This window comes from Arthrobacter sp. GW822-FHT05G07 (assembly GCF_058799755.1).
Genome location: NZ_JBXALT010000002.1, coordinates 267379 through 280445, shown reverse-complemented (window position 1 = coordinate 280445; position 13067 = coordinate 267379). Strand labels below are relative to the sequence as shown.

Annotated in this window: 10 protein-coding genes and 1 pseudogene; 5 read left to right on the top strand and 6 right to left on the bottom strand. The window is 61.0% G+C overall.

Annotated elements, in window-relative coordinates; genetic code table 11:
• The first annotated feature begins 308 nt into the window (after positions 1–308).
• From AC1RJY_RS04090 to AC1RJY_RS04075, 4 genes and pseudogenes are all read left to right on the top strand, one after another.
• Positions 309–1142 carry an aldo/keto reductase gene (locus AC1RJY_RS04090; RefSeq protein WP_014921683.1) on the top strand — a complete coding sequence of 278 codons (834 nt, stop codon included), beginning with the start codon at positions 309–311 and terminating at the stop codon, positions 1140–1142.
• Between the two features lie 260 nt (positions 1143–1402).
• The gene (locus AC1RJY_RS04085) at positions 1403–1714 is read left to right on the top strand and encodes a putative quinol monooxygenase (RefSeq protein WP_011774555.1); all 312 of its coding nucleotides are present in this window, start codon (positions 1403–1405) and stop codon (positions 1712–1714) included.
• Positions 1715–1778: 64 nt separating this feature from the next.
• On the top strand, positions 1779–2414 hold the full coding sequence (locus AC1RJY_RS04080) for a TMEM175 family protein (protein WP_017197474.1): 636 nt from the start codon (positions 1779–1781) through the stop codon (positions 2412–2414).
• Positions 2415–2557: 143 nt separating this feature from the next.
• A pseudogene (locus AC1RJY_RS04075) lies at positions 2558–4779 on the top strand (catalase).
• Between the two features lie 74 nt (positions 4780–4853).
• Here AC1RJY_RS04075 and AC1RJY_RS04070 read toward each other — a convergent pair.
• From AC1RJY_RS04070 to AC1RJY_RS04055, 4 genes are all read right to left on the bottom strand, one after another.
• A complete protein-coding gene (locus AC1RJY_RS04070) occupies positions 4854–5441 on the bottom strand; it encodes a hypothetical protein (RefSeq protein ID WP_498601455.1) in 588 nt (195 codons plus the stop codon).
• Between the two features lie 11 nt (positions 5442–5452).
• Positions 5453–6601, bottom strand: a complete 1149-nt coding sequence (locus tag AC1RJY_RS04065) for a zinc-dependent alcohol dehydrogenase (protein WP_014921687.1) — start codon at positions 6599–6601, stop codon at positions 5453–5455.
• A 54-nt stretch (positions 6602–6655) separates the two neighbouring features.
• The gene (locus tag AC1RJY_RS04060; RefSeq protein ID WP_011774560.1) at positions 6656–7804 is read right to left on the bottom strand and encodes a glutathione-independent formaldehyde dehydrogenase; all 1149 of its coding nucleotides are present in this window, start codon (positions 7802–7804) and stop codon (positions 6656–6658) included.
• A 719-nt stretch (positions 7805–8523) separates the two neighbouring features.
• Positions 8524–8703, bottom strand: coding sequence for a hypothetical protein (locus tag AC1RJY_RS04055; RefSeq protein ID WP_011774561.1), 180 nt, complete (start codon positions 8701–8703; stop codon positions 8524–8526).
• An 851-nt stretch (positions 8704–9554) separates the two neighbouring features.
• On the opposite strand from AC1RJY_RS04055, the gene AC1RJY_RS04050 reads away from it, so the two are divergent.
• Positions 9555–10493, top strand: coding sequence for an EAL domain-containing protein (locus AC1RJY_RS04050; protein ID WP_307807171.1), 939 nt, complete (start codon positions 9555–9557; stop codon positions 10491–10493).
• A gap of 154 nt (positions 10494–10647) precedes the next feature.
• Here the strand turns inward: AC1RJY_RS04050 and AC1RJY_RS04045 are convergent, their stop codons facing one another.
• Together AC1RJY_RS04045 and AC1RJY_RS04040 are read right to left on the bottom strand one after the other, a co-directional pair.
• A complete protein-coding gene (locus AC1RJY_RS04045) occupies positions 10648–11691 on the bottom strand; it encodes a helix-turn-helix domain-containing protein (RefSeq protein WP_011774563.1) in 1044 nt (347 codons plus the stop codon).
• A gap of 196 nt (positions 11692–11887) precedes the next feature.
• Positions 11888–12976 carry a hypothetical protein gene (locus AC1RJY_RS04040; protein WP_011774564.1) on the bottom strand — a complete coding sequence of 363 codons (1089 nt, stop codon included), beginning with the start codon at positions 12974–12976 and terminating at the stop codon, positions 11888–11890.
• Positions 12977–13067: the final 91 nt, after the last annotated feature.

Here is a 13067-nt window from a genome sequence, read left to right as displayed (position 1 = left end):
CGGATCGAGGTGGTGGAACGCGACGAGAACATCCACTGTCTCTCCAAACAGGGGGTCACAGTAGGTGGCTCGACAGCAAGACTCGCCGTCAGCAGGGCGACAACCTACAGCTGGATGGACAGGCTGGAGGATCACCCATCCGAAATAGGCGGTCGCCGCGCAGACTCCGGGGAGCCCCCTGTATCTTTCGTGTCCTCCGGCAGCGGAGTAGATTGAAGAAACACGGCGGGTGTCGCCATGGTCCGGACGAGAATCATCGGACGCGGTGCGGCCGACAACGGAACGGGCTCTTTCTGAGAGGAGTTACGTTGCGCGAGATATCTCTTCCTTCCGGTGAGACTGTCCCGGTGCTCGGGATCGGAACGTGGGGCATGGGCGAGAACCCCGACAACGCCCGCCAAGAGACCGCGGCGATCCATATGGCCTTGGACGTGGGAATGTCCGTGGTTGATACCGCCGAGATGTATGGCAATGGCGCGGCCGAGGAACTCGTCGGAAGGGCGCTGGCAGCCCGGCGGAATGAAACGTTTCTGATCACCAAAGTCCTGCCGCATCACGCCACATTGCGCGGAACCATCGATGCCTGCGAAGGTAGCCTGCGCCGGCTTGGAACGGACAGCATCGACCTCTATTTGCTGCATTGGCGAGGTGTTGTTCCCTTGGCCGAAACGCTCGAAGCCTTCGAACACCTGCAGCGGGCCGGGAAGATCCGGTACTGGGGCGTCAGTAACCTCGATGTAGCGGACATGGAAGAACTTCTGCGCTTGCCGGGCGGCCGGAATGTCGCGACAGACCAAGTGCTCTATAACCTGACCCGCCGGGGCATCGAGTTCGATCTGTTGCCCCGCTGCGTCGAGAGGGGCATCCCGGTGACGGCGTACTCGCCGCTGGAGCAGGGGCGGATGCTGAATGATCCAGTGCTGGTGCGCATCGCAACCGAACACGGCGTCAGTCCCGCGCAGATTGCCCTTGCCTGGGTGCTCAGGCAGCCACTCGTCTTGGCCATTCCCAAAGCGTCAAGCCCACAACATGTCCAGGAATGCCATCGGGCCCTCGACGTTCGGCTTGCGCCCCAGGACCTGGCCGACTTGGATCGCGCCCATCCTTCTCCCACCCACAAACGCGTGCTTGAGATGCTCTAGCGGCCTCCTCGTGGCGCGCATCCCTCAGCCGGGACCAAGGCTGCGATGCCAGTCCACCGGCAAGCGGAACCGTCTCTTGTGGTGACCAGCGATCACTGCGAGACTGGCAGTGCATCGCGCCGCTCCGTCGATAGGTTGAGGAGGGTTCCACGATGTCGGCTCGGTCCGCATCTTCCCCGCCGCAGTTCCGTTCACAGGAGGCTCGCCATGAAAACTGCCCTGCAGTATGGAATCCGTCAGATCGGGCCGGGTGAGGGAGCATGATTGAGGTTGCATTGTCGGTGATCCTGAAGGCAAAACCCGGCAAGGAGCAGGACGTCGCAGAGTTCCTCCGCTCCGCACGCTCCGTCGTTGAACAGGAGCAAGGGACGCGCGCCTGGTTCGCTCTCAAGTTCGACGATTCGACCTTCGGAGTATTCGACGTATTCCCCGATGACGAAGCCCGCCAGACTCACCTTGCCGGGGGTGTCGGGCAAGCACTAGCTGCTCAGGGAGCTGAGCTGTTCAGCGCGGAACCGAACATTCAGAACATTGACGTGCTCGCCTACAAGCTGCCCGGTGAAAGCGGGTAGAGGGCTACCGCTCCGCCGTCACCGCACTGCGATCCCGCCTGATGCATAGGTTCAGGAGCGGAGGGTGACACGCTCCGACACCGGCCGTGCCGAGGCGTTCAGCGATGCCGTCATCGCGATCGTTATCACGCTACTGGTACTTGAGCTCACTCCGCCGGAGACCGAACCCGGGGAGCTGCTGGCCGGACTGCTCGGTCAATGGCCGACATACCTGGCGTATGCGGCGTCCTACATCTATTTGGCCGTGATCTGGCTCAACCACAAATCTGCCTTCTCCCGTATCCGGCAGATGGACATCGGCCTACAGTGGGCCAATCTGGGAATCCTTGCCACGCTCGCCCTTTTGCCCTGGCCAACAGCCGTGATCATCGATACAGCCAAGACAGGCAATGTGGCCGACGAGCGGGTCGCGGTCGCGTTGTACGCGATCGTCGGGGCACTGCTGTGCCTGTCATGGCTGGTGTTCTTCTCGCACTTGGCACGGCATCCTGAGCTCACCGAGGAAGAAGTGGAGGATTCCTACTTCGCACGCGAGCGACCACGTGCCCTTGCCGGGGTAGTGCTGTACCTCGCGGCGGGAACAGTAGGTGTCCTCGTCCATCCGCTGGTAGCATCGGTGATTTTCGTGATCCTGCCTGTTTTCTACGGTCTCACCAGCCACGGGGTCGAGCACAGGCCGGGCTTCCTGCGAGGTCTCTAGGGCGCTGTCCACAGCCGCAATCGCGTTACTTTGCCGCGCCGACTTTGCAAGCGGGATTCCCGGCCCCTAGGGTACTAAGGAAGCTTACCTTTTTGGTTGAGTGCAGTAATCGATTTGCCGATCAACATCGAGGAGAACGCGCAGTGCCAACTGAGGACAACATTAAGATTCCAGGGGCTCCGTCGATTGAGCAGCCCGCCGTAGAAGAGCCCACAGCGTCGCGTGAGCCTTTGCCGCCGAAGCCTGATCAGCAGGGGCCGGAGGCCGTGTCACCCACGGGGAGCCCCACCGGCGCACCCGCAAACTCACGTGCCCAGTCCGGCCAGTACCTGACAACGGCCCAAGGTCTGAGGCTCGGAGATACAGACCATTCCTTGAAGGCCGGGCCGCGGGGCCCGATTTTGCTGCAGGACCATCACTTGCGTGAGAAGATCACGCACTTTGATCACGAGAGAATTCCTGAGCGCGTGGTCCACGCCAGAGGAGCCGGGGCGCATGGAACGTTCCGCTCTTACGGCACGGCTTCGAAGATCACCAAGGCAGGGTTCCTTGCGCCGGATGTAGAAACCCCGGTGTTCGTGAGGTTTTCCACTGTTCTGGGATCCAGAGGGTCGGCTGATACGGTCCGTGACACCCGTGGCTTCTCCACCAAGTTCTACACGGATGAGGGCACCTACGACCTGGTGGGGAATAACATTCCTGTTTTCTTCATTCAGGACGGCATCAAGTTCCCGGACCTCATCCACGCGGGGAAACCGCACCCTGACAGGGAAATCCCGCAGGCTCAGAGTGCGCACGACACATTTTGGGATTTTGTTTCGTTGCATACCGAAGCGCAGGCCCACACGATGTGGAATATGTCGGACCGTGGAATTCCCCGTTCCTACCGGACCATGGAAGGGTTTGGCGTCCACACATTCCGGTTGGTGGATGCTGTAGGTAAGACCACTCTGGTGAAATTCCACTGGAAGCCGAAGCTGGGTGTTCACTCATTGGTGTGGGAGGAGGCCCAGATTATTAACGGCATGGATCCCGATTTCCACCGTCGCGATCTGGCCGATGCGATCGAATCAGGTGCGTACCCGGAGTGGGAGCTTGGCATCCAGACGTTCCCGGACACCGAAGATCAAATGTTCGAAGGTATCGACCTTCTGGATCCCACCAAGTTGTCCCTGAGGAACTGGCGCCGGTTCAGCCAATCGGACTGATGACGCTGAACGCCAACCCGACCAACTACTTTGCCGAGACCGAGCAGGTGGCCTTCCATCCGGGACACCTCGTCCCAGGCATCGATGTCACCAATGATCCTCTGCTGCAGGTCCGCCTGTTCTCATACCTGGACACGCAGATTTCGCGGCTCGGTGGACCGAACTTCGCCCAAATTCCCATCAATCGTCCCCACGCCCCGGTCAACGACATGCTGAGGGACGGGATGCACCAGACTGCCGTGCATGGGGGAGTGGCCCCTTACCATCCGAATTCCCTTGATGGTGGTTGCCCCTTCATGGCCGGGCAGGACGTGGGAGCATTCGTGGACGTACCTGAGGAAATCGCGGCAGGAATTAAGGAACGGAGAAACCCGGCGTCCTTCGATGACCACTTCAGCCAAGCCCGGCTGTTCTTCCGCAGTTTGACGTCGGTAGAGCAGGACCACGTGATTCAGGCCTACACCTTTGAGCTTGGCAAGTGCTATGAAGCGGCGATCCGGGAACGGCAACTCATGGCGCTGGCTAATATTGACGCCGGACTTTGCGCCGCCGTCGCCAAGGGCCTCGGGATGCCGGCTCCCACGGCCACCGTTGACACGCCGGACGTGGAGCCCAGCCCCGCTGTGTCCCAGATTGGTGGGAAATGGCCTGTTGCTGGTCGTGTCGTGGGCATCATCGCGGACAATGAAAGTGACCTGTCGCTGGTGGCCGCAGCCCGCGAGGCGGTTGACGCGGCAGGCATGGTCCCCCTGATCATTGCGCCGACCGGTGGTGTGATTGAGCCGGAGCATGGTGCTGCAGTGACTGTCCAGCGGAGCTACCTCACAGCACGCTCGATCGAGTTTGACGCAATTATTGCAGCGGGCGGTGGGATTCCAGCAGCCGATGCCGTTCCGGGCCGCGATGCCAAGGCCGGCGAACCAGGTGCGACCCTTGATCCGCGCGTGGTTCTTATGGTCTCTGAAGCTTTCCGTCATGGCAAAGCCATTGGCGCCTGGGGTCCAGGTGCCGCAGTTCTGGACGCGGCCGGCGTCCCTCAAGATGCCCCCGGAATCATCAGTGGAGAAGGTCCGGACACAGTGATTCCGGTGGTCCGGGAACTGCTCTCTGCACACCGGGCATGGGAGCGGTTCCCGGCGGCAGGATCAGCTTCGTAGCACTTCCAGTAGGAGGCTGTTAGGTTCGACGGCGGCGGGTTGCCTATACGGGCCAGCCCGCCGCCGTCGGGCTGTCAGGCCGGACGGTGCTTTCGCAGCGTTCTCAAGGCGGCTACTGCCCCCAGTCCCGCCAGTACCCACGGGGCGCCGACGAGGATGGGGTCGATCCACTGATGGTTCAGGTCGGCGCGCCTTTTCCCGACGCGGGAGCTCGCACCATGGTGGGAGAGCTCGCTGAGCACACCGGTTTCGGTCACCGGGTTGTCCGGTCGCAGGGTTGCGAACGAACGCAGGTGGCTTTCCCACGCGTCCACTCTGTCGGCGGCGATCAGGACCAGCCAGTGGGCTGCGCGGCCCTCGCTGTACTTCCGGTACGCGTACTTTCGCAGCGCACCGGAGATACCCTTGGGAGGGGTTGAGGTGCCAAAGACGGGGGTCACGAAAGCGTGTTCAACGGACCGTTCCCTGGGCCACTTCTCCGGCTGACGTTCGGGAAAGTCCCAGCGCGCACCGGTCTCGATACCGGGCTGCTCGCGGGGGTAGGAGGGTCTGTCCGCCGGGTCGAGGTCAACGCCCCATCCCGGAATCCGTGCCCGCAGCTCCTCCGCAGTCTCCTTCAGCGCGGGGGTGCTGGAGGTGTAAGGCGTTGGTATTTCAGCCATCATGGTCCCTTTCAGGCCGAGGTTGCGACGATGAGGGGCTTGATGCAGTCATCAAGCTTCGCCGAGAAGATGTGGTAGCCCTCGGCGATGTGCTCCAGAGGGATGCGGTGGGTGACAATGTCACTGGGTTTGAGGTGCCCGTTCCGGATGTGTTCGAACAACCGGGGCCACTGCCTTTTGACCGGGCATTGGTTCATCCGAAGCGTCAGCCCTTTGTTCATCGCGTCGCCGAACTTCACGGCGCTGAAGAGCGGCCCGTAGGCGCCCACGACTGACACAGTGCCGCCCTTGCGGACGGAGTCGATGGCCCAGTTGAGGGCGATGGGGGATCCGCCCTGCAGTTTCAGCTTGCTGCTGGTCACATGCTGGAGGAAGTTGCCGTCCGCTTCGGCTCCCACCGCATCGATGACGACGTCGGCGCCCAGATAGTCCGTGGCTTTCTTCAGGTGCACCACAATGTCGTCGTACTCCACAAAGTTGTAGGTCTCGGCGTGGGCGAATGAGCGGGCCTTTTCCAGTCGGTATTCCAGGTGGTCGATGACGATCACCCGCCCCGCTCCCATGAGCCAGGCTGACTTCGCTGCGAACAGTCCCACCGGGCCGGCACCGAACACCACAACGGTGTCACCTTCGGCAATGTCGCCCAACTGGGCGCCGAAGTAGCCAGTGGGCAGGGCGTCGGTGAGCAGTACGGCGTCCTCCTCGTCCATCCAGTCCGGAATCTTGGTGGGACCCACATCAGCGAATGGCACGCGCACAAACTCAGCCTGGCCGCCGTCGTAACCCCCGCAGGTGTGGGAGTAGCCGTAAATGCCGCCCACGGCGGTGGCGTTCGGATTGACGTTGTGGCAGTTGGAATACAGGCCGCGGGAGCAGAAGTAGCAGGACCCGCAGTAGATGTTGAACGGAACCATGACCCGATCCCCGACCTCCAGGTTTTGGACTGAGGAACCCACCTCGTGGACCACGCCCACAAACTCATGTCCGAAGGTCATCCCGACCCGCGTGTCCGGCATCATGCCGTGATAAAGGTGCAGGTCTGAGCCGCAGATGGCCCCCAATTTCACTTGCACGATCGCATCATTGGGATGTTCGATCTGCGGTATGTCTTTCTCTTCCACGCGCACCTTATAAGGCCCGCGATACACCATGGATCGCATCAGTTCCCCTTCCGGGAAGTAGTTCGTTCCGGCATCGGATTAGCCTGTCAGGCTCTAGGAGCCGGCCGGGTGGAGGACCACTTTGGTCCAACCGTCGACGCGGTCATCGAAGTTCCTGTAGGCCTCCGGGGCCTTGTCCAGTGGCAGTTCGTGGCTGACGAGGAAGGAGGGGCTGGCCTTCCCGCCGGCAATGAGGTCGCGAAGGGCCCGATTGTATTTCTTGACCGGGCACTGACCGGAGCCCATCGTTTGTCCTTTGAACCAGTAGTTTCCGTAGTCGAAGGCCACCTGCCCCTGCTTGGCTAGTTCGTCCGGGGCTCCAGGATCCTGCGGCAGGAACACGCCTACTACGCCTAGGCCGCCGACGAACCGGACGGAGTCCACCAGGCGGTTCAACGTCAGGTTGGGCTGTTCGTTTCCGCTCGGGTCGTGGGCTTGGTACCCGACGCACTCGCAACCCCGGTCAGCCCCGAACCCCATGGTTTGGTCTTTGACGAACTCAACAGGGTCCACTTTGGAATCGTCTACAGGGATGGCACCGATCTGTTCGGCAAGCTTCAAGCGGTCACTTTGCCGGTCCACCACCATGACTTTTCCGGCGCCCTTGATGATGGCCGAGTAGGCTGCCATAAGTCCTACTGGCCCTGCGCCGTAGATGACTACCGAGTCGCCGGGGTAAACGCCGGCCATCTCGGTTGCGTGCCATCCGGTGGGGAAGATGTCCGCGACCATGACATAGTCGAGTTCCTTCTCCTCGGCGTCCTCGCCCAAACGCAGGCAGTTGAAGTCTCCGTACGGCACGCGCAGGTACTCGGCCTGTCCGCCTTGATACGGGCCCATGTCCGCGAACCCGTACGCCGCGCCGGCGAGCTTGGGTTCGGGCTGCATGGTCAGGCAGTAGTTGGTGAAGCCCCGTTCACAGTTCTTACAGAATCCGCAGGCGATGTTGAACGGCAGTACCACCCGTTCGCCCACCTTGACCTTGCTCACTGCTGAGCCGACCTCGATCACTTCACCGAGGTTCTCGTGCCCGAAGGTGCGTCCGGTTTCGAAGCTGGTGCGGCCCTCGTACATATGCAGATCGGAACCGCAAATATTCGACGACGTTATTCGCACCAACACGTCGGCGGGGCGCTCAATCTTGGCGTCAGGTACGTCCTCGACGCTGACATCGTTCGGTCCTTTGTAGACTACTGCCTTCATTTTTCCGCTCTTTTCTTGTTGCCCAAGCCGATCCGACCACGTCGATGTAGCTTTCCGTGGGCGCAGGCGCAGAAATGCCGCGGTGCCCTGAACGGAATGATGGCGCAGCCGTTACCCAGAAACGGGCGTTGATTCAGCGAGGAAATGGGGAATGCAAGTTGAGGTCCGGGCCCGCTCAAAGGGGCGGAATGCCCGAGGCTCTTAGACGTCAGGCTGTCCGGGTACCTGCCCGTCCGCCCGAAAACGAGACAACGAATGAGCCTTAATACTAAGCACACTTATTAACGCTGTCGAGGTGTAGCGCCAGAAACTTGTTGCAGACGGGTGGGCGGGTGGCAACGAATGAACTGGGCCTGTGCCTCGTCCACTTGTGACGCGCGAACGGGGCCGGCGTTGGTCATTTCAATGCCGGGATTTCCCGATTTCGATCAGAGATAGTGTTGCGGACCGTTTCGAGGACCTTCCCTGAACGCCTTTGAGGGAGATTCCCAGGAGCGTGGGAGGCTGCCACCCCGCCCATCAACCCAACTGCCTTGTCAGACCCGAAGGATGCCTGCAGGAGACCTGCCGCGAAGTTGCGGCCGCCGCGGGCCGTGCGTCGATCACTGGAGACTTAATCGAGGAACTCGGTAATCAGCGAATCCGCCACTGAGGACGAGACGCTGCGAAGTGGGCTCCGCCAACTACCTCGACCCCGGCCGGAACATGGGTTGCGAACGTCATTCCCACATGGCACGGACAACCATGGCCGCGTCGATTGCGATGTGCCGTCCAGTATGCCCGGCATCGAGAACGCACATCTCCTCGATTTCGTGCTGACCTGACCAGACAGGGCACCCGACGGCGCTAAAACTCAACAGCTCCAAGGGGAGGTTGTCGCCCACGCGGAGTTCGCTCATGATGTCCTTTGTTTGGTCCGGGAATTCTCAGTGGGGTCCGTGCCCGGCTCGGGGGAGGGACTGGTTCTCTTCCCCGGAGGCGGCCGGAAGTCATCAGCGTATAGCCCACCGTTGCCCGCCGGATTTACTGGCGCCGGGTGGAACATCTCCTGATTCGACGGGCCCGTGCGATGAATTGCGCGTTCTGGATGGCCCCTTGGGCGGAATGTTCCAGGGCGGCAAGTTGTCGTCAATGTGCGGCGCGGACAGGATTCTGCACGAATTGATCGCTTAGCAATCAAAGGATGCACACATTGGAATGCTTGACGCCCAGGCCCGGTGGGCGGCAACCGTAGGATTTGAAAACCGGTCGGCGGCTTCAAAGCCCACAAGTGCGGGAGGCAGCGTTTGCCCATGCGCGGCACTATGGCCCGGCGACCCCAACACGAACAGGAGGGCCTTATGTGCACCGTCAACACCATGCCGACTTTTCCCAGCGTGGGCTGTCGGCCACAGGTGATGGCCCTGCGTCCTCGTTTCCGTCGAGGGAGTGGCGTGGAAGCGGGCCCGCAGAGAGTGCGGATTTCTCGTGAAGCGCCATCGATCGACCCCCATTCAGTGAACACCCGATGCGCTGCATCACCACACTCCCACGACTGATGCAGCGGCTAGGAGCGCACGTCGGAGCATTTCTCCGTCGACGCCTGTTGTCCATGTGTCCAGCTCTGACTGACGGCGTCCCCCCTCATAAGAGCGTTGGTAGTCGATGGTTGCTATGCCTGCTGTTCGGCGGGGTGCTGTCAACGTTGTCGGTACTCCTGCCCCTCGCTTTTGGACTTGAGCCGTGGGCCGGCCTGGAGGCGCATGCCAGAGTGTGCACCCTCATCACGGTCCTGCTTTTCCCGGCCGCAGTTCATGGCACGTGGCGGCTCATTCGGCACCGAGACGGTGAGCTCATCGAAGCCTCACATACCTTCGGCCCTATGGAGCTCGCCACCGCGGATGTCCCGCGTGCGCTGAGCCGAAGGGACCAGGACATTGCGGCACGCGTCGATTCTCTGTTGACCACCCGGTCACTAACCGTGGTTTTCCAGCCGATCTGTCATTTGGGAACGGGCGAGGTTGTAGGCGTCGAAGCGCTCACGCGCATCATAGGCCCTCCGTTCAGGTCTGTAGATCAGTGGTTCACAGACGCAGAGTCAATCGGTCGCGGCCTCGAACTCGAATTCCTGGCCTTGAAAATGGCACTGGCCGCCGCTGCGGGTCTTCCTGCCCACGTCTACGTCGCCGTCAATCTCTCACCATCTGCGTGCCTTGACGTGAGGCTAAGTGGGATCGTCAGGAAATCAGGTCTCAGGCCAGAGCGAATCGTCGTAGAGCTGACCGAGCGCTCACCCGTAGCTGACTACGCCCGTCTCACGGCAGCGCTCGCCCCACTGAGAAGCGCTGGGGTACGCATAGCTATTGATGACGTCGGAGCCGGGTTCTCCTCCATGCGACACATCCTGAGGCTCAATCCGGAGCTCATCAAACTCGACCGGTCAATCGTCGCGGGAGTTGATACCAATCCTGGCCAGAAAGCTCTGCTCGCGGCGATGCTCAGCTTCTCTTCCCACATCGGGGCCGGGCTGGTCGCCGAGGGAATTGAAACCAGTTCCGAATTGGCCACGCTGGCTGAGCTGGGAGTTAAGACCGGACAAGGGTACCTCTTGGGGCGACCCTCTGTGCTTCGGGCGATCGGGTCCCACTCGTGGTGGCGGAACCGGTTGCCAACAAGTGCGATTGACGATCGTCACCATATCCAGGGCTGATCCTCGGGAGCAAGGGGCTGCGCCGGCCAATAGGGACCTCGATGATCTTGATCGCTTGGTGTCCCTCCGAGCCCGGCGCCGAGCCACCTGGCTTATCCCTCTGAAGCAAACGCGGTCCGGCGGTTTCATGCCAGGCGAGCAGCTGTCCGAGGGGTCACAACTCGGTCTGTTTTCTTAGTTCGGCGGCTCTAATCTGCAGTAGTACTGGCTTCTCCTGCGCGTCCCTCAACGAGAGGCCAGTGAGTTCCTTGACAGCGCGCCGCATGGCTGGGAGGGTTGTGAACCCGCTGGCGCCCGCTATGTCCGTCAGGGAACGTCTCCATGAGTTTGCCTCGGCCAGGAGATCAATGGCCTCCAAGGTCCGCAGGGCGCGGATGTATCCGCTGACCTGAAGTGTTTCGTCGTCGAAAAGGTAGTAGAGCGCCCGGCGTGAAAGAAAAGAGTAAGCTACAACCTCGTCAACGGTGAGCGCAGGACTTCTGAAGTTCTTGCGCACGAATTTCTTGATCGTTGCGATGCGGGCCAGCTTGAGATCCCCGGGATCGGCCGGGGTTTCAAGCAAGGAGCTGACCAGAGCCAACATCATGGACCGGGCGACCGGCTGGAGATGTTGGATCTCCTGCGCAATGACCGTCCGCTGCCACCCAGACAGGGCAGGAAGAATCAACCCACGCAGGATGGGATTGCTTCTGATATCAGCCAGCTCTTTCAGCCGTTTCATGGCTTTGTCGTCCAAGCCCAGCAGGTCCCGATCGAAGTGGATCCGCACAGCGCTAAAACCGGCTGGTGCATGGAAGTTGCCCGGCAAAGAAAGATCAAAGAACCTGACTGTCCCGGGCGAGACGGACTCCCCGCGTCCCGAGAAGCTGAACTTGTTACAGGCAGTTCTGAAATATACAAGCCAATCGCTGGGCCTCGTTTCACCGCTCCAGAAACAATCGGCGGGTTCATTCGTGACATCGACAAGGCTGAAGCCGGGACCGTCCAGGCTCAGGGCTGTTGGATTGAAACTCGGTCGTACCAGCTTGTCGGTCTTTTCCAGCCGAACTGGAGCGTCAATTGCACTGCCGTACCAGCTTCGCCAGTGTTCGAACTTTTCTTCGGGACTGAGCCCGACCGGAACCGCGTAGCGCCGTACGTGATCATGCGGTGCGCCGTCCGGTCTGCCAACGGGATTGTCGCGAGAAGTGTTTTCCATGGGCTTGGGACTTTCTGGCTGGAACTAGATTAGATGTGCCGCGTCCCTGCGACTGTTCGTGATCATGTTGTTGGGGTGGTTGGCCGACAGTAAATTCTACCTGCGGCCGACGGGGAGGTTCGTCCGCTGAGGGTGGGTCGGCCTGCGCCGCGGCGGAATGACGTTAAAGTCGTGGATTTCCGCCGTCAGGACACGATCATTCGTCATCGGCGACCGACTGGCGACGGTGGCGTTCCCGTTGACCGTACGCAGCTCGAAGAATGTCGTCCTTTGACTCGAATCCCGAGCCCAACGCACCACCGATCAGCGCCGCCGAAGTGGTCATCCACGCGACTTCGGCAAAGTCCCAAAAAGTCACTGGGTGTTGCATGGTTACCGCCAACAGGGCGTTGTCGATGGTGAACGCAGCGGCCAGCAGCACGGCCACGAACAGCAGGAAGTAGCTGATAACGACGCCGATTATGAGGGACCACACCGTCGAGATGTTATACAAGGAAGCCTTGTATCGTTCGAGGGAATCGTTGCGTTTGGCGCTTTCCCACAGATCGTGCTGGACGATGATCCAGAACACCATCGAACTGATGGAAAGTGCCATCAACAGTGTCAGTCTCGTCGTCCCGAGGAGGTCTGCGAGCTGCCAGATGGTGTTCGTGACAAGGGCGAAAGCGCCGGTGGCAATCGCGGCGGCCATCGCGCTTCTCAGGCCGAAGACGAGACGCCATGGACGGTTCGCACGCAGCATGCCCGCCAGTAATCGTCCCCGGCCGAGGCGGGTTGCTGAGACGTAGCGGAACCCAATCGGCCCCTGGTCGGGAACAGTGGCTTCAATATGCCTCGATTTGTGTAACGAGGGTGGACCGAATTCCACCGCTTCATCTTCGGGATCGAAAGGACGGTGCATCGCCCAGCTGAGATCGGCGACGGCGGTGCGGACCCGGCGGTCCATGTTGATGGCACCGAGAGCGGGCACGGAAACAAGGGAGATCTGCTCGCCAAGCGCAACCTCCGCGATCACGGTCCGGCCATCCATCCGGATCGGAAGGTCGGTGAGGCAAACCATGACGTCCCATGCGCGGAGGTTCCTATGCTTCGCCAAGGAGCCCAACATGGGCTCCAACCCGTTGCCGGCAGTAAAATCCTGGTACTCAATCACCACTGACCAGACGTGCCGCTCATCGGCGAGGTTGAGCAGATCGCGTACTTCGCGCCCGTTGCGCTCGGCAAATTCGGCTGTGACTTCGGGTTCGGCGAGCACGCCCAGCGTACGGGCACTAGTAGGGTTCATATCGAAAGAATGTTCCAGCACGCGCTTGTCTCCTGTTGTTCATCGTTCATAACGAGTGAAGCCGGATTCCGTGACGCATCCCCGCATGGTC